This window comes from Nocardia barduliensis (assembly GCF_013315795.1).
Lineage (GTDB): Bacteria > Actinomycetota > Actinomycetes > Mycobacteriales > Mycobacteriaceae > Nocardia > Nocardia barduliensis.
This window is the reverse complement of the sequence record NZ_JABLTE010000026.1, coordinates 39,214-54,180: the sequence shown is the minus strand read 5'-3', so window position 1 is coordinate 54,180 and position 14,967 is coordinate 39,214. Positions and strand designations below refer to the sequence as shown.

The window sequence follows — 14,967 nt, the reverse complement described above, 5'->3', positions numbered from 1 at the left end:
CCATCGGTTGTGCGTGACTTGGTCATCGGGCATTGGCCCGAGACGGACGTGGACGGCATGCGCCGCTGCGGTGACGCATATCTGCAGGCATGCCAGGAGTTAACTCAGTCCGCCGACCGTTACGAAGCGGAGGCGGCGTCGACCGAATCCGCGTTGACCGGCGTCACCCGGGATGGTCTGGCCCAGCGGCACGAGGTCGTCGCCCAAGCCATGCGGGACAAGGCCGCCGTGTGTCAGAGCATGGGGAAACAGTGCCATGACACGGCCGATTCCACCGTTCAGGTTCGACACCTTCTGGCGGCGATGGGAATCGCTCTCGCGGCGCAATTGGCCTATGACGCGTTGCTGTTCTTCCAGGGTGGCGGGGCCAAGGCGCTGATCGACCGGATCGAGGCCGAGCAGGCGATGCGCGCGGCGGCGATGAGATTCGCCGGCGAGGTGGCGGAAAACGCCGCATCCGGCGCGGCCCGGCGAGCCGCGCTGCACGGGGCCGTGCACGCCGCGAAGGTCGGCGCCCTGACCAGTGCGGCGATCAGTGCGGGAGCGCAGCTGTGGGACATCAGCGACGGCGTCCGCGACGGGTTCGACTTCGCCGCATTCTTCGAGCACATCTTGGGCGGTGTGGTCGGCGGCGTGGCGGGCGCGGAGGTCGGACGCAGGCTCGCTCCCGGCATACTGCAGCGGCTGGGCGGCAGGGCCACCACTACACAGGGCCGACTCGCCGCGCACCTCGGCGGGACCATGCTGATCGGCGGCGCGGGTGGAATCGCGGGTGGTCTGGCCGGCGTGATCCCGTCGCTGATCATCCATCACGAGGACATCCACAGCCTCGGTGACCTGTTCAAGATGGTTCGCGAATCCGTCGTCACCGGCTTCGGTAGCGGGTTCGTCGGCGCGGCGGGCAGTGCGCTTCGCGTACACACGGCGGGCCGCAACGCGTTCCGAGCGGAGAACGGCGCCCATCGGATCGCTTTGCGCCAGCGGGAGTTCGCAGTGCGCGTCAACGACCTGTTGAACTCCGGTGAACCACCGCGGGTCGAGGTGATCGAGCGATTCAGCACCGAGGGAAAGTCGGCGAAGGTGGTGGAGCGGCTCATCTTCCACGACGGCACCGAGGTGATCCACAAAGTGGTCGCCGATCCGCGACACGCGCACGCGGAGATCCTGAGCTCGCTGGTCGGCGACGCGGTGGGCGCGCGGGTGCCCGCAGTGCATGTCGTCGGGGAGCACGTCTATATGGAAGCGGTGCCCGGCGCCGTGGCGGCGGAGTCGTATCCGCGCAGTTCGTTCCCACCGGAGGTCATCAGCTCTCCGGCCGGAATGCGCCAAGGCGTGATGGATGTGCTGATCCGCATGCCGGACCGCAACGGCGACAATTGGATGGTCGACCCGGACGGGAACGTGTGGGGAATCGACCACAGCCGTGCATTCGAGAACCTCACCGACGCACAGTATGTCCCCGGTCCCTTCGCGGAGAACTTCCTGCGCTACGGACCCAACGACGAAATCCTGTTCCGGGAACACCATCTCACGCGACCCGAGATGCTGGAGATCCGGCAGCGGGTCGAAGAATTGAGCCCGGTGTTCTCCGCGGCAGGTCGTCGCGACTGGTATGACGCCATGCTCCAGCGGATGACCGCGCTGGAGGACCATGCCGCGCCCGGCGGCGACTCGCGCCGTGGGGCTCCGCCGCCCGTGGCACCACCGCCAGGCGGCGCGACGCCGGGTATGGCGAGCGAGGGCAGGGCGGTGTCCGTCACGCCACGTCAAGACCGGCCGCCCCGGATCGACGATCCGCTGCGCGATGGCCGCCCCCCGACGCCGCGCGGCGAGATCAACGCGGCGGTCGCGCCACGGGGCCGCGGGGACCAGCCTCCACCGCTGCCTCGGGAGGTGGATGCTCCGGTCGTGCGGCAGGAGGAGTTGACGCCGCGCGTACCGGTCGACGCGGCGGCGGATGGACGGCGGCCGGTGCAGGACGATCCGCACATTCCGGACCAGTCGAGGCGGGCTCCGATCGATGCGGCGGATTCGGACGGACGGCAGTCGTCGGCGGAGAAGGTGGCGGCGGGTCAGGAGGGGCCGGCCCCGCGCGCCCGGCCGGACGAACCGACCTACGACGGCCCGCCGACACAACCGCAGCCGCGCGTCGAGCGACACGAACAATCGGCGAGCCAGGACCGATACGCACTCGCGGCGGAGCCCCCGCCGGCCGGATTCACTCAGCTCTACCGCCATCCCGATGGTGGTTTCGTCGATGTGGTGCTGACCGGACAGGATGGCGCGCGGCTCCCGCTTCGATTGATTCCGGGGCAGGAGTACGTGCTCGGGCGCGGTGACGGCTCGCTGTTGAAAGACATGGCCACGGACCGGGTCTCGCGCCGCCACGCGACCATCACCGTGGACGAGCAAGGCCATGTCCTGCTTCGCGACGACCACTCGATGAACGGCACCTTCGTCGACGGCAAGCAGATGACCGGCGGACGCTGGATGCGCATCTACGACGGCCAAGACGTCATGTTCGGCCGTGATCTGGAACTTGGCGTCGCCTTCCAGCGTCAGATGGCCGAAGTCCGGCTGTTCGGTAACGAGGGGCCCGCGCTGAAGCTGCATCGCGGCCGGGAGGTCGAGATCGGGCGCGACATGGTGCATCCCGAAGCGCCTGGACGACAGAGTGTTTCGCGACGCCACGCGATCCTCGGCATGGACGAGAACGGCCGGGTCTGGATTCAGGACAGCGATTCCTCCAACGGCACGCGAGTGAATGGCGATCGGCTCGGCAGGGGGGAGCGCCGGATACTGGAGCCGGGCGATGAGTTGCGCCTCGGCTGGTATGACACCGAGGCGCGATTCGTCCCGACGGACGCGCCGGCGGACGTGAGCCCGGTGCGCGTGCGCATCGGCAGCGGGGCGGATGCGGCACCGGTGCGGCTCGCGCCGGGAGAGACGGTCGTGATCGGCAACGGCGAGAACTCGCCCTTCGCCGCCCAACTGCGTGGGGTTTCCGGTGTCGCCGAGCGGCACGCCACGCTCGGCTTGGACCATGACGGCCGGTTGTGGATCCGAGCCCATCCGGAATCGGAGGGGGTATGGGTCAACGGTGACAAGATCGCTCCGAACCAGAAGGTCAGCCTGGCCGAAGGTGACAATGTCGGACTCGGTCCCGATTACCTCGGGACAGCGCATATCGGGAGCAGTGAGCGCCCCAACCTGCCGCCTGCCGAACTGCAGTTCCCGCCGCATATGCACAAGCGCCCGATCAGCCTCGTCCCGGGGCAGGAGATCTCCATCGATGTCAGCCTCCTGAACCAATACACCATGTACGGAATGTCTGGACGGCAAGTCGCCCTCGGACGCGATCTCGACGGACGGATCTGGGTGCGCGACCCGGACGGGGACAGTTGGGTAGGGACGAAGGTCAACGACGAGCGGATACCGGCGGGTGAGAAGCGGTACCTGAACGCCGGAGACGAGTTGACCTTCGGTGGTGTGTCCTCGAGACTTCAGGTCGGTGCGGAAGCGCCGCTGCTGCTGAGATTGTCCGACGACGACAACCTGCCTCCGCTCGCACTGCGGCGCGGCGAGGAGGTGGTGATCGGCCGGGGGCCGGACTCGCCGATGGCGAGTCACTTGGCCGACAACATGCAGGTGTCGCGTCGCCACGCCACGATCTACCGCGACGAGTACGGGCACGTCTGGCTGCGCGACGAACACTCGACCAGGGGCACCTGGGTCGACCACGTCAAGGTCGATCCGGACCGGCCGGTACAGCTGCGCTCGGGTGATCAGATCCGTTTCGGCGATGATTGGGTGGGCGCGGCACGCTTCGACGACGGCTACCTGGAACGCAGCCCGCAGGTGTTGCCGGTGAAGCTGAACAACGTGCACGGCGACGTATCCCTCGATCTGGTGCGCGGCGGCGAGCCCCTGCTGCTCGGGCGCGACAGCGCGGAACTGCCCGAGGGCCTGTCCCGCGTCAACGAGATATCTCGTCAGCACGCCAGTGTCGGCGTCTACCCCTCCGGCCGGGTCTGGATCCGGGACGAAGGATCGACGAACCACACCTACGTCAACGGAAGGGAGATCACGCCGGGGACGAAGGTCATGCTGCATCCGGGCGACAGCGTGCGGCTCGGGGACGCATTCGAGTTCGTCGTCGCCTATCCGCCCGCCGACGGCGGCGCATTCGTGAACGTCATCGACCGGACACCCGAGACCTTGGGAATGCTGCGAGATCTCGCACGCGTGCCCAGCCATATCTACGCACGGGTGAGCGAGCATATGAACGCGATTCCGGGTGGCGGAATCGTCATCGGGAATCGCCCGATGCTCCAATTGCCCGGCACCGAGAGCCTGGCCGGCAGCACCCCATACGGCCGCAAACCGGGTACCAGCTGGAACACCGTGCGAGGCGTGTACCTGGGCGGCCCGCGGCGAATCGTGATCAACTCCGGCGGACACGGCGGTAGCCTCAACGTGGTCTTCCACGAGTTCGGGCATGCTGTCGACGCGGCATACGGCACCGGTGGGAAATGGCTCAGCGATGCGAAGGAGTGGCGTGACCTGCACGCGGCTATGCTCCAGTCCATCGGGCAGAACGCGAAGTGGAACAATTACTTCGACAAGCCGGTGGAAGCGTTCGGCGAGGCGTTCACGGCGTGGCTGCACGGCCCGAAACAGCTTCGCGATTTCGCCCTCGGTGACCGCCAACTCGCGAATCAGCTGAAGGATTACTTTGACCGCGTATTCGGATGACACCAGCCCGCCCATGCTCGCCGAGGACGGCGAGACGATCTTGGTTCGATTGCGCGGCCGGACCGAGGACGGCGTCTACTACAGCGGCTTCGAGGAATTCCATCCCGGCGACCCCGGTTACGACGAGATGCTCCCCACGGCGAGAGAGAACCCGATCTCCGAGGTGGAACCTCCGGAGCGCCCGGTGGACGACGAGACCCTGGCCCGCATCCTGCGGGAGGCGGGGCTGGACGGAATGGACCTGGGGAACGAATAGCGGTGCCCTCGGCGCGGGAGGGTCGACCACGGGAGCGGGGACGACGGGTGGGCGTTGGGTGATCGAAGCCGATCACCGGCCTTAGGCGGCGGCTGACGCCGTTGTCTCGCTGGGCCGCTGAGCGGGCGGTCGCACGGGAGAGTAGAACTCGAAGCTTCAATTAGCTGCTTGTATGCTGTCTTCGCGGCGACGCGGTAATTCGCGACGCAAGATGCCGGTGTCTGTACGGATAAAGCGGCACAATGTGGCGATGCGGACATTTGCCAATGTGTTGCGGACGGTCGTTGCCGGAGTGCTGGTCGCGGTAGCCGGTCAGGCCGTCACGGCCGCCCACGCCGCGAGCGACGCCCATATCCAGTTGCCCTGGGTGACATCCGAGCTGGACGCAGTGCAGGCGTCGGGAGCGGCGCTGGCAGAGGGAATCACCGGCACGGTGCTGTGGTCGCGACAGCCGGACACCCCGGTCCCGATCGCCAGCATCACGAAGGTGATGACGGCACTGGTCGTGATCAACGCCGGCGACCTCGACCGGGCCATTACGGTGCCGCGAGAAATCGTCGCCTACTGCACCGAGTACGACGGGAGCACCGCGGGCCTGGTTCCCGGCGAGGTGCTCACCACGCGACAGCTCCTCTACGCGCTGATGCTGCCGTCGGGCTGCGACGCCGCCTATACCCTTGCCGACGCCTACGGGCCCGGTCACGACGGCTTCATCGCCAGAATGAACGACACCGCGCGTCAGATGGGTTTGCCGAGAACGCATTTCACCGACCCCAGCGGGCTACCCGCCCCCACCGACCACTCCACCTACTCCACACCGGCGGACCTGCTGGCCCTCGGCCTGCGCGCGATGAGCCTGCCGGAGTTCCGCGACATCGCCAGGTCGAAGAGTTATCACGTGCCCGCGAGCCCGGACAACCGCGCTCACCTCTGGCAGACCACGAACTTGCTGCTGCGCCACTATCCCGGCACCATCGGCATCAAAACCGGATGGACCGACGCTGCGGGAACCTGCCTGCTGTTCGAGACGGTCAGGGCGGGCATACCGCTGATCGGTGTGGTCCTGCACAGCTCACCCGACAGCGAGATCGTCGCCAAGAACGACGCCGAGCGCATGTTGAACTGGGCCTACGACCCGATCCTGAGCGTGCTGCCGATCAGTTAGCCCGGCATGCCGTCCGCACTCGAGGTCCGGCGGTCGGTGGCCGTGTCGCGGGGTCCGGAGAGGACCCCGCGACCAGCTGTACTGCGCGAGCCGCATCCGTCAAGCGGCGTCGAGGGCCGCGGTGATCTTGCGGGCCATCGCAGCCACGGCCGCGCTGGGCTCGCCGTTGCGGGGCCTTGCGGCGGCTTCGACGGCGACGAGGACGGTATCGCGGAAGTTGCCGGCTTCGCCCGGATGCTGCTTGCCCAGCAGGCTCATGGCCGCGGTCAGGCTCGGCAGCACGTGGTCGGCGAGCTCGGCGGCGGTCCTGCCCGGCAGGTGAATGTCTTTGGACTTGGCGGCGAGCACGTGCCCGACCAGCCCGGTCGCCGAGGTCAGGGCGATGGAGCCGTGCGTGATGCCCTTGTGCGGCGCACCTGAGGCGGCCATCAGCGACACCGCACCGTAGGCGGCGGTGCGCAGGGTGCTCTTGTCCTGATCGGTCAGGGTGATGGTGACGGACATGGCGTGTACTCCTCGAAATCGGTTGTGATCAGCGACTGGAACCGTGTCGGCGCCCGGTCGTTTTGTTGATGTACACACTGTCGCCGGGCTGACTGACACCGCGCTGACACACACCTGATACCCCCACTGACACCGCGATCGGCCATTAACGCGCCAGCTGACCCCGCTGGTGATCACACGACCCGAGATCACGACATCCTGTGATGCCGCGAGTCGTGATGCCGCCCTGGTTCCCGGACGGGTTGGCTTCCTACGAGCGCAGCGCCTTCAACGACTAGGACGGCTGTAATGCCTCCCATCGGGTACCAGGGACTCGATCCCTGGCCGGATCAAGCCCTGACACCAGTCTTAAGTAACCGCTGAGCGCGTAATCGAGCTCAGTAACGCAGATTCGTGGACGCGACCACCCAACAGCGCAGCCGCCGACGGCCCCGGTGCGTCATGGTATTCAGCGATTGCGTTGCGGCACCTCGGCACTCGGGTCTCGATCCGAAGTGCGCAGGGGAGCGCCGACGTGGTGCAGGTGTCTCAGCGCCTCGCGGTATGAGGAGATCAGCCCGGTTTCGTGGTAGGGCACGCCGATTTCGGCGCAGTAGTCGCGGACGATCACCTGGGCCGGACGCAGGTTCGGCGTCGGCATGCTCGGGAACAAATGGTGCTCGATCTGATAGTTGAGCCCGCCGAGGGCGAGGTCGGTCAACGCGCCACCCCGGACGTTGCGGGAGGTCAGCACCTGGCGACGGAGGTAGTCGGGGCGGTCGTCGCCGGTCAAGGTCGGCATGCCCTTGTGGTTCGGGGCGAAGATGCAGCCCATGTACAGGCCGAAGAGGCCCTGGTGGACAGCGAGGAACGCGAAGGCCTTGTCGGCGGGCAGCACCGCGAACAGTGCGGCCAGGTAGGCGGCGAAGTGGCCGAACAGCAGCGCGCCCTCCAGTCCGCGGTATTTGACCGCTCGATTTCTGAGCGCACGTACGCCGGCCACATGGAGGTTCAGGCCCTCCAGCAACAGCAGGGGGAAGAACAGGAACGCCTGCGCCCTCCCGATGAGACGAGCCAGACCGCGGCTGGACCGTGCCTGCTGTTGTGACCAGACCAGAATGTCGGGCGCGACATCGGGGTCGAGTTCCTCGTGGTTCGGGTTGGCGTGATGCCGGGTGTGCTTGTCCTGCCACCAGCCGTAGCCCAGGCCGATGCCGGCGTTGCCGACGAGTCGTCCCACGAGCTCGGTCGGCTGCCGTAGCCGGAAGACTTGGCGGTGCGCGACATCGTGCATGACGAGGGCGATTTGAGCGAACGTCACGGCCATGAACCCCGCGACCAGCAGCGTCCACCACGAATCGCCGACGAGGACGAACGCCGCCCAGCCGGCTGCGAACGCGACCCCGACGAGGCCGAGTCGGACGGCGTAGTAGACGGGACGCCGGTTCATCAGGCCCGCGTCGGAGATCCTGCGCAACAGACGGGCGTAATCACCGTCAGCGCCGCGCCGCGGTGACCGTGGAGATGACTCGGGGACCAAGGCAGGTGTCGTCATAGATCTTCCTGTGAGCTGAGTCGGAGACGCCATCTCCGTCCGTCGACGATGCCGGCCGGTCGATGCCGGAGCGGGGCGCCGATTTCGATACCCCGAAGCTATCGGTCGCATCCTCGTTACCCGTAGCCCTCTGGTATGAGATGGGATCGGACTGCGGTGTGATATTCGGTGTCCGCCGTGGACCGAGGCGGCTGACCGGTTACGTGCTGCGGCCGGTCGACTTTCGTAGATGCTGTTGTGCTGGACCGGGTTCGGCGTATTACCGGAAGGCTGACGCGCCGTTCGCGGGTCGTGGGTCAGGTCGCCGACTAGACTTCGCCGTGTGCCAGGCTGTCGCTCGATCCCTTCGGCTGGAATCGCATGAGGGCCGTCGTGTACGACCGCTACGGCGGTCCCGACGTGCTGTCGATCGCGGAGGTCCCCGTGCCTTCCCCGGGGCCGAAACAGGTGCTCGTCCAGGTGCACGCTACGTCGATCAACCTCTCCGACTGGGAGACCCTGCGGGGGACACCGCTGTATTCGCGCATCGGCGGGCTCCGTGCACCGAGGCGCCCGGTTCTCGGATCCGATATCGCCGGGCGGGTCGAGGCGGTCGGCTCCGAGGTCAGTCTGTTCGCGCCGGGTGACGAGGTCTACGGCGACAATCTCATGCTCAAGGGCGGTTTCGCGGAATATGCGGTGGCTCCCGAATCAGCGTTGGCCCACAAACCGGCGGCGCTGAGCTTCGCCGAGGCGTCGACCCTGCCGCAGGCGGGAGCGATCGCATTGCAGGGCACGGCCGATATCGCAGCCGGCATGTCGGTGTTGATCAACGGTGCGGGAGGCGGCTCGGGTGCGTTCGCGATCCAGCTGGCCAAGAGTGCCGGGGCGCATGTGACCGGGGTGGACAACGCCGCCAAACTCGCGTTCATGCGCACGCTCGGCGCTGACGAGGTCATCGACTATCGCGCAGCGGACTTCACCCGAACCGGACCATACGACCGGGTGCTCGACCTCGTCGCCCACCGGTCGGTCTTCGCCTATCGCAGGTCGATCGCCCGCGGCGGCCGGTACCGCTGCGTCGGCGGCACCACACGCTCGTTGCTGAGGATCACGACGGTGGGCGCGGTCGTCGGGATGGTGACCGGCCGCAGGCTCGGGGTCCTCGCGGTCAAGGAAGGGCCCGCGCACTTCACACCCCTCGCGGAGTCGTGTGTCGCGGGCCGGATCGATATCCACATCGACCGCAAATTCCCGCTCGAGGAGACCGCGGCCGCGCTGGCCCACGTCGGTGCGGGGCGCGCACTCGGCAAAGTGGTGGTCGAGATCCGCTGATCGGGGAATGCGTTCACCCGACGCGTCCGGGCCAGTGCGACACGTACGTCACTTTCCTTTGGTAGCAACCGATCTCGGCGCCCCCTCGCCGCTCTGCCGGCGCGGTCGGGTTCGCCCGCGACCGGGTTCGGAGGTCGGGAAGTCGAGTTCTACTCAGGTGTCGGCAATAGTGGCCCATCGGCGCGTGAGTCGGCGGCATGCGTGGACGAGTTGGGGTGGGTGAAGGTCGGTGAGTTCGGTGTCGAAGGTGGCGAGGATGCCGGCGACGCCGGCCCAGGACCAGGCGCCGAGAGTGAGCCGGCAGTGTTCGGTGTCGAGGTGTTCCACGACGGAGCCGCCCGGCGCCCAGCGGGCCACGATGTGAGCGGGCAGGTTGAGCCGTGCGGTGCCGGTGCATGGCCAGTCGGCGGGGGTGTCGCCGCGGTCGTGGGTGCTCATCACGAAGCGGGCGAGGTCGTCGTCGGGAAGCGCGCGGGCGGAGAAGTGCTGCGTAGTGGGGCGGGAGTGCAGTCGATCGACGCGGTGCACTCGCCATTCGTGGTCGGTGAGGTCGTAGGCGACCAGGTACCACCGGGCGGCCCAGACGACCAGGTGGTGCGGCTCGATGCGGTGTGCGGGCCGGAAATCGGGGTCTCCGGGTTCGGGGCGTGTGCCGTCGGGACGCAGTGTCTCGATGACGAGTAGGTGGCGGTGGCGTACCGCGGTTCCGACGGCGGTGAGAACGGACGGGGCGATGGGAGGTGCGGGGAATTCCCAGTAGTTCTGCAGCCGGGTCAGGCGCAGGGATTCCATGGACGTCCGCAGCGCAGGCGGCATGACCTGGTGCAGAGTGGCCAGTGCCCGCGCCGCGTCGTCTCCGAGGCCGAACATCGTGCTGGGCGCGGTCTGCAGGGCCACCGCGAGCGCGAGGGCCTGGTCGTGATCGAACAGCAGCGGCGGCAGGGTGTGCCCGGCACCGAGCCGATAGCCGCCGTCGGGGCCGTGGATGGTGGTGATCGGGTAGTCGAGCCGGCGCAGTGCTTCTATGTCGCGGCGGACGGTGCGTTCACTGACTCCGAGCCGGGTGGCCAGCTCGCGCAGCGGCCACTGCCGACCTGATCCGAACAGAGACAGCAATCGCAAGGCTCGGTGTGAGGTGTTCGCCATCGTCCTATCCGACCGGTAGTGGCCATTCGGTGTCCACCACCGATGTCAGGGTGGGTTCTGTTCAGCGAGCACTGGCAGAGAGGACGGTCGGGTATGCGGGTGGTTGTGGTCGGTGGCGGGATCGGCGGACTCGCCCTGGGGGCCGGGCTGCGTCGCCGGGGATTCGAGGTGGCGGTATTCGACCGCGACACCGACGTGGCGGCGACAGGCGGCTACCACATCACGCTGGACGACCGGGCGCAGTCGGCGCTGAAAGATCTGGTGGAACCGAAGATCACGCAGCGGTTGCTGGCATCGGGGTCGGCGCTGCGGCTGCGCGAGCGTGACGCGTTCTGGGACCGCCGCGGCCGGCTGCTCGGCCACGGGCCGGATCTGAGCGACAGCGGCAGTGTCGACGTGGATCGGATCACCTTGCGGATGTTGCTGGCCGAAGCGGTGGGTGATGCCCTGCATCTGGGATGCGGCGTGTCCGGCGTTGACCATGATGACCACGGCGCGCCCCAGGTGTTGTTCACCGATCGGGCGCCGGTGTCAGCGGATCTGGTGGTGGGCGCGGACGGCACCCACTCCGTGGTAGCCCGCCACCTGGCGGGAGGCCCGACCAACAGACCGGCGGGCATCATCGGGTTCTCCGGCCGCACCCTCGTGCGAGACCTCAGCCGCAGGGAGCAGCAGCGACTGAGGCCACGATCGGGGCTGGCGATCGGCCCGCACGGGGCAGCGCTCTATATCGGCTTCCTCGATCCGGTCGGCAACGCCGCGCTCGACGCTCCCGAGCTGCGGATGTCGGTCACCACCGGACCCACCTACATCTGGGGCGCGATGTTCCCCGAATCCGCCGGCACCGACTCCCTGCGTGACCTGCGTGGCGGCGCGCTACAGGCCGCGCTGCTGGGCCGGTTTCGCAAGCGCGGCTGGGCCGAACACACACTCGAGGTCATCGCCCAGGCCGACCCGGACAGCGTGGCCGGGTTCCGCTTCAACGCCGCCTCCACTCGTGCGGACGATCTCGCACCCTGGCCCGCGGGTCGAATCACCGCGCTCGGCGACGCTGTCCACGCCACACCACCCACCGCCGGGATGGGAGCGGGCGCGGCCATCCGCGACGCCGCCAGCCTGCTCGAGCATGTGAGCGACGCTGCCGCCGGCACCGCGACACTCACCGACGCCGTGGAACATTTCGAGGCCGACATGCGTCAGCGCGGCGCAGAAGTCCTGACCCTGGCCATGAAGACCGTCCGGTGGATCCTGGCCACCGACACCACACTCGGCGCCGCAGCCACCGCCGTGAGCACTCCGATTCTGGCCGCAGCCGCCCGGCTACGTCACTGACGAGCCGCGCGACGTCCGTGCCCTGTATTCAGAACAGGGTGTCGCGCACGGGCCGGTAGGTCGGAGCTGGTTGACACGCGGCCGCGTCCGCCGCGGCGCGGTGGTAGCCGGGGTGATGCGCCTGGGAACAGTGCCCCCGGCACCAGGTCCGGCGTGATGACCGTCGCCGCCTCCGGTGGTACCACGGTCTTGCTGAGCCGCTGGTTCTATCGGCGATCTGTGACATCACCCGTCGGTGGAAGCTGCCGTCGCCTCGGATCTGAGGATCTCGTATCGGCGAATTCGACGTCGTGATGTGTGGGCGCGCATTGTGTTCGGCTGCCGCAGTGCACAATCGGGCGTATGACACGGTCTCTGCCCGAGGGCGAATCGCTTCTGGTGCGTACTGACTTCACCGACGACGCGGCGTGGGCCCGAACCCTCGCGGCGGTCATCGCGTCCTACGACGAAGACACGATGTCAGAGCTGACCCCCGTCGACGACGTGACCTTCGACGGGCTGACCCCCGCCGACCTAGGTGATCTGGTCGATGGCCAGACCTATGTGTTCCTCGCCGACACCACCACGATGACCGACCCTGAGCACCCACTGCTGGTGGTCGATACCAGCGACGAGGATGCCCGAGGGGACGCCGACGCGGTGTTCCGGATCGCGCCGACCGCGATGGCCGAGGTCGAGGCCAACTTCCTCCTCTCCAACATGGACTTCGAGGATTACGCAAGCAGCGTCGACGAGGACGGTGTTTTTCGCGGCTTCGATCGGTGAATGCGGCCGACACTCAGAACGCCGACTTGTTCGATGATGACGTGGATGATGTAGCTTGCCCGGCTCGAGGCTGCACCTATGGATTTAGCCACTGCGTATTCGACCGGGTTCGGAGGTTGGCCACCAGGACAGGAAGACGGCTGGCCCTGCGTCGATGTTGTGCCCTCGGCAGGACACACAAAACATGGGCAACTGGAAAACGCCTGGTCATTGTGAGAAAGTATGCTGTCTGAGGAATCTCCGTGCCCTGCAGCTATGAGCGGGTGATGATAATGTCTGGTCGGGCTGCCTACGTCTCACAATCTTGGGTATGTCGCCTGCTGCTGGCGCAATGCGATCCGTTGCCCACGCTGCGTGCTCGCCCGATTTCTGACCAGTCCTACCCGGCCAGTCGCCGTTGGCGCGGAGCGCAATCGACGCCGCCCGCTTCAGCAGGTCGACAGCCTGCCGCTCGGCATCGGTCCGTACCTCGATCCCCTCGATCTGATCGAGGCTCAAGCCGAGCTGGTGCCGGTTGAACATGGTGTCGCCGTACCGGTAGATACCTCGTACCAAACTGGTGTCGGGCTGCGCGGCGTACAGCCTGAACAGCGTTTCGTCCGCATCGTCACCGAAGCGGTGTATCTCGGCATGGTTTGATGTCCTGTACGACGATGTCTAAGTCACTTGGTCCCTACTCATCTCCTGCGGGGTCCATCGCAATTGTCAGGGGAGGAGTGTCGTCGGTCCGGTTGGTGATACCAGGTTATCGCCGGGTGCTGGACGCGGACATCGAGGCGTGCTCCGACTCGATCGACCACACCGCTCTGATGGATCGGATGCGTCGCCAGGGCAAGGACAAGCACGCCGGACTGTCACGACGTAGGCCAGCGGCGATGCTCGCGGATCACGCGGTGGTACTCGATCTCGCCTACCGTGACGCGGGGACGGCCTACTGGTGAGGTTTCCGCTGCTGTGGTCAGGCCTAGGAGCTGGCCAGTCGAGCGGGTCGGGTCCAGGGATTTCGCGACGCACCGTATTTCGGATGATCCTGCCGACGGCTATGCGACCTCAGCGCAATTGCGCACCGGGAAAACGCTTCCGAAACCGCTCGACTTCGTCCTCGTCGAGCTCGCCCGAGGAGCTCGCCCACGGAATCGACTTCGGATTCCCGGAATCCGGCCGCCCACCGTCGCGAAAGAACTCCTCGAGCGCGGCGTCGATCGTCCTCTCGACGAACCGATTCGGATCCCCGACCACCGCCACACGGGAGATACAACTGATTTCCAGCACCTTCCGCCCCTCCGGAAGATCATCGGTCGTCAGCTCTTCGTTGTATTCCAACCATTGCGCGACCAGTCGGAACGAGTCGAACCAATCCTCATCGATCGCGAAATACGTGGGCTCGTCACCGATTTCCAGCGCCATCCGCTTGGCATAGGTCCCGACGATCCGAACCGCATCGTCCATCGTGCCGTAGATGTACACACTCCCCCGAAACATGGCCATGAACAGTGTGTAACACCGACCAGCGCCGATCCGCAAGCCACTCGACGGCGACCTTCTCGCCGACTCGGACGGCACTCGGAAAACCACTTGCTGACCCGACGGCCGGTACCCTACTGTTTGGGTTGTCTGATTCTAAAAAGGGGGGATTCGATCATGTCCACAACCACGCGACTCTTCGCTGGTTCCGTACTCACCGCGTTGCTGCTGATCCCGGCGGTTCCGGCACACTCCGCTCCGGCGAACACCGTCGCACCCGCAAACATCGCCGCCGAACACGAATTCAGCTTCGCGAACAAGCCGAAGAAGACCGTGACGGTGAAATGCTATCTCATGAATCTGCAGAACGAAGCGACCGGTGAGGTCGTCTACGGCACCGGCAAAGATCGGGCGGCAGCTCAAGCCGACGCCAACAGTAAGGTTCCCCGGGGCCACAAGCTGAAGCACTGTGATCTCGTGCGTTGACCCTCGATTCCCGCACGGCAACGGTTGTGCGTGATCGACGGGCGTTCGCCCGGGTTCGTCGGCAGGTATACCAGGTATACACCGGCTTCTGTCAGCTCAGGGTCGATCTGGGCGAGCATCACGGTGCCACGACATCGGCGGCAGGGAGTACTACGACAACCCCCTCGTTCTGAGTGCCGGGGTACCAGTTCGGCGGCACTGTACCCACGATCCCTCTGTCGCAGGGGCTATTTCGAGCATGCTAGC

The 14,967-nt window shown here is 66.7% G+C and carries 13 protein-coding genes; 9 read left to right on the top strand and 4 right to left on the bottom strand.

All coding sequences use genetic code 11. The features are described 5' to 3' along the window. The first annotated feature begins 9 nt into the window (after positions 1–9). The 3 genes from HOV91_RS13845 (at position 10) to HOV91_RS13835 (ending at position 6,176) form a co-directional block, all read left to right on the top strand. Positions 10–4,755: an FHA domain-containing protein gene (locus tag HOV91_RS13845; protein ID WP_174185788.1), complete on the top strand. Its 4,746-nt coding sequence runs from the start codon at positions 10–12 to the stop codon at positions 4,753–4,755. Beyond that, positions 4,736–5,011: a hypothetical protein gene (locus tag HOV91_RS13840; RefSeq protein WP_174185787.1), complete on the top strand. Its 276-nt coding sequence runs from the start codon at positions 4,736–4,738 to the stop codon at positions 5,009–5,011. Before HOV91_RS13845 ends, HOV91_RS13840 begins: the two co-directional genes overlap by 20 nt. 250 nt (positions 5,012–5,261) lie before the next feature. Next, positions 5,262–6,176, top strand: coding sequence for a D-alanyl-D-alanine carboxypeptidase family protein (locus HOV91_RS13835; protein ID WP_174185786.1), 915 nt, complete (start codon positions 5,262–5,264; stop codon positions 6,174–6,176). 99 nt (positions 6,177–6,275) lie between these two features. On the opposite strand, the gene HOV91_RS13830 is transcribed toward HOV91_RS13835, so the two are convergent. Beyond that, the gene (locus HOV91_RS13830) at positions 6,276–6,680 is read right to left on the bottom strand and encodes a hypothetical protein (protein ID WP_174185785.1); all 405 of its coding nucleotides are present in this window, start codon (positions 6,678–6,680) and stop codon (positions 6,276–6,278) included. Between the two features lie 448 nt (positions 6,681–7,128). Beyond that, on the bottom strand, positions 7,129–8,136 hold the full coding sequence (locus HOV91_RS13825; protein WP_246350069.1) for a fatty acid desaturase family protein: 1,008 nt from the start codon (positions 8,134–8,136) through the stop codon (positions 7,129–7,131). Positions 8,137–8,574: 438 nt separating this feature from the next. Between HOV91_RS13825 and HOV91_RS13820 the strand changes: the two genes are divergently transcribed. Further along, the gene (locus HOV91_RS13820; protein WP_174185783.1) at positions 8,575–9,528 is read left to right on the top strand and encodes an NAD(P)-dependent alcohol dehydrogenase; all 954 of its coding nucleotides are present in this window, start codon (positions 8,575–8,577) and stop codon (positions 9,526–9,528) included. A gap of 153 nt (positions 9,529–9,681) precedes the next feature. Here HOV91_RS13820 and HOV91_RS13815 read toward each other — a convergent pair whose 3' ends face one another. After that, entirely contained in the window at positions 9,682–10,674 is a 993-nt protein-coding gene (locus HOV91_RS13815) for a helix-turn-helix transcriptional regulator (protein ID WP_174185782.1), read from the bottom strand. Positions 10,675–10,767: 93 nt separating this feature from the next. Here HOV91_RS13815 and HOV91_RS13810 point away from each other — a divergent pair, with 93 nt between their 5' ends. The 4 genes from HOV91_RS13810 (at position 10,768) to HOV91_RS41235 (ending at position 13,712) form a co-directional block, all read left to right on the top strand. Further along, positions 10,768–12,006: an FAD-dependent oxidoreductase gene (locus HOV91_RS13810; protein WP_174185781.1), complete on the top strand. Its 1,239-nt coding sequence runs from the start codon at positions 10,768–10,770 to the stop codon at positions 12,004–12,006. A 342-nt stretch (positions 12,007–12,348) separates the two neighbouring features. After that, positions 12,349–12,771 carry a DUF6924 domain-containing protein gene (locus HOV91_RS13805; protein WP_174185780.1) on the top strand — a complete coding sequence of 141 codons (423 nt, stop codon included), beginning with the start codon at positions 12,349–12,351 and terminating at the stop codon, positions 12,769–12,771. A gap of 354 nt (positions 12,772–13,125) precedes the next feature. Then, the gene (locus tag HOV91_RS13800; RefSeq protein ID WP_174185779.1) at positions 13,126–13,410 is read left to right on the top strand and encodes a hypothetical protein; all 285 of its coding nucleotides are present in this window, start codon (positions 13,126–13,128) and stop codon (positions 13,408–13,410) included. 92 nt (positions 13,411–13,502) lie between these two features. Beyond that, positions 13,503–13,712, top strand: a complete 210-nt coding sequence (locus HOV91_RS41235) for a hypothetical protein (RefSeq protein WP_174185751.1) — start codon at positions 13,503–13,505, stop codon at positions 13,710–13,712. Positions 13,713–13,821: 109 nt separating this feature from the next. Here HOV91_RS41235 and HOV91_RS13790 read toward each other — a convergent pair whose 3' ends face one another. Then, positions 13,822–14,259 (bottom strand): hypothetical protein, encoded by a 438-nt coding sequence (locus HOV91_RS13790; RefSeq protein ID WP_174185778.1) that lies wholly within the window; start codon positions 14,257–14,259, stop codon positions 13,822–13,824. Positions 14,260–14,412: 153 nt separating this feature from the next. Between HOV91_RS13790 and HOV91_RS13785 the strand changes: the two genes are divergently transcribed. Further along, entirely contained in the window at positions 14,413–14,721 is a 309-nt protein-coding gene (locus tag HOV91_RS13785) for a hypothetical protein (protein WP_174185777.1), read from the top strand. Positions 14,722–14,967: the final 246 nt, after the last annotated feature.

Coding starts and splice junctions, on each gene's coding strand:
- HOV91_RS13810 (WP_174185781.1), top strand. CDS start 10,768: ATGCGGGTGGTTGTGGTCGGTGGCGGGATCGGCGGACTCGCCCTGGGG.
- HOV91_RS13805 (WP_174185780.1), top strand. CDS start 12,349: ATGACACGGTCTCTGCCCGAGGGCGAATCGCTTCTGGTGCGTACTGAC.
- HOV91_RS13785 (WP_174185777.1), top strand. CDS start 14,413: ATGTCCACAACCACGCGACTCTTCGCTGGTTCCGTACTCACCGCGTTG.
- HOV91_RS13790 (WP_174185778.1), bottom strand. CDS start 14,259: ATGGCCATGTTTCGGGGGAGTGTGTACATCTACGGCACGATGGACGAT.
- HOV91_RS13820 (WP_174185783.1), top strand. CDS start 8,575: ATGAGGGCCGTCGTGTACGACCGCTACGGCGGTCCCGACGTGCTGTCG.
- HOV91_RS13830 (WP_174185785.1), bottom strand. CDS start 6,680: ATGTCCGTCACCATCACCCTGACCGATCAGGACAAGAGCACCCTGCGC.
- HOV91_RS13815 (WP_174185782.1), bottom strand. CDS start 10,674: ATGGCGAACACCTCACACCGAGCCTTGCGATTGCTGTCTCTGTTCGGA.
- HOV91_RS13835 (WP_174185786.1), top strand. CDS start 5,262: ATGCGGACATTTGCCAATGTGTTGCGGACGGTCGTTGCCGGAGTGCTG.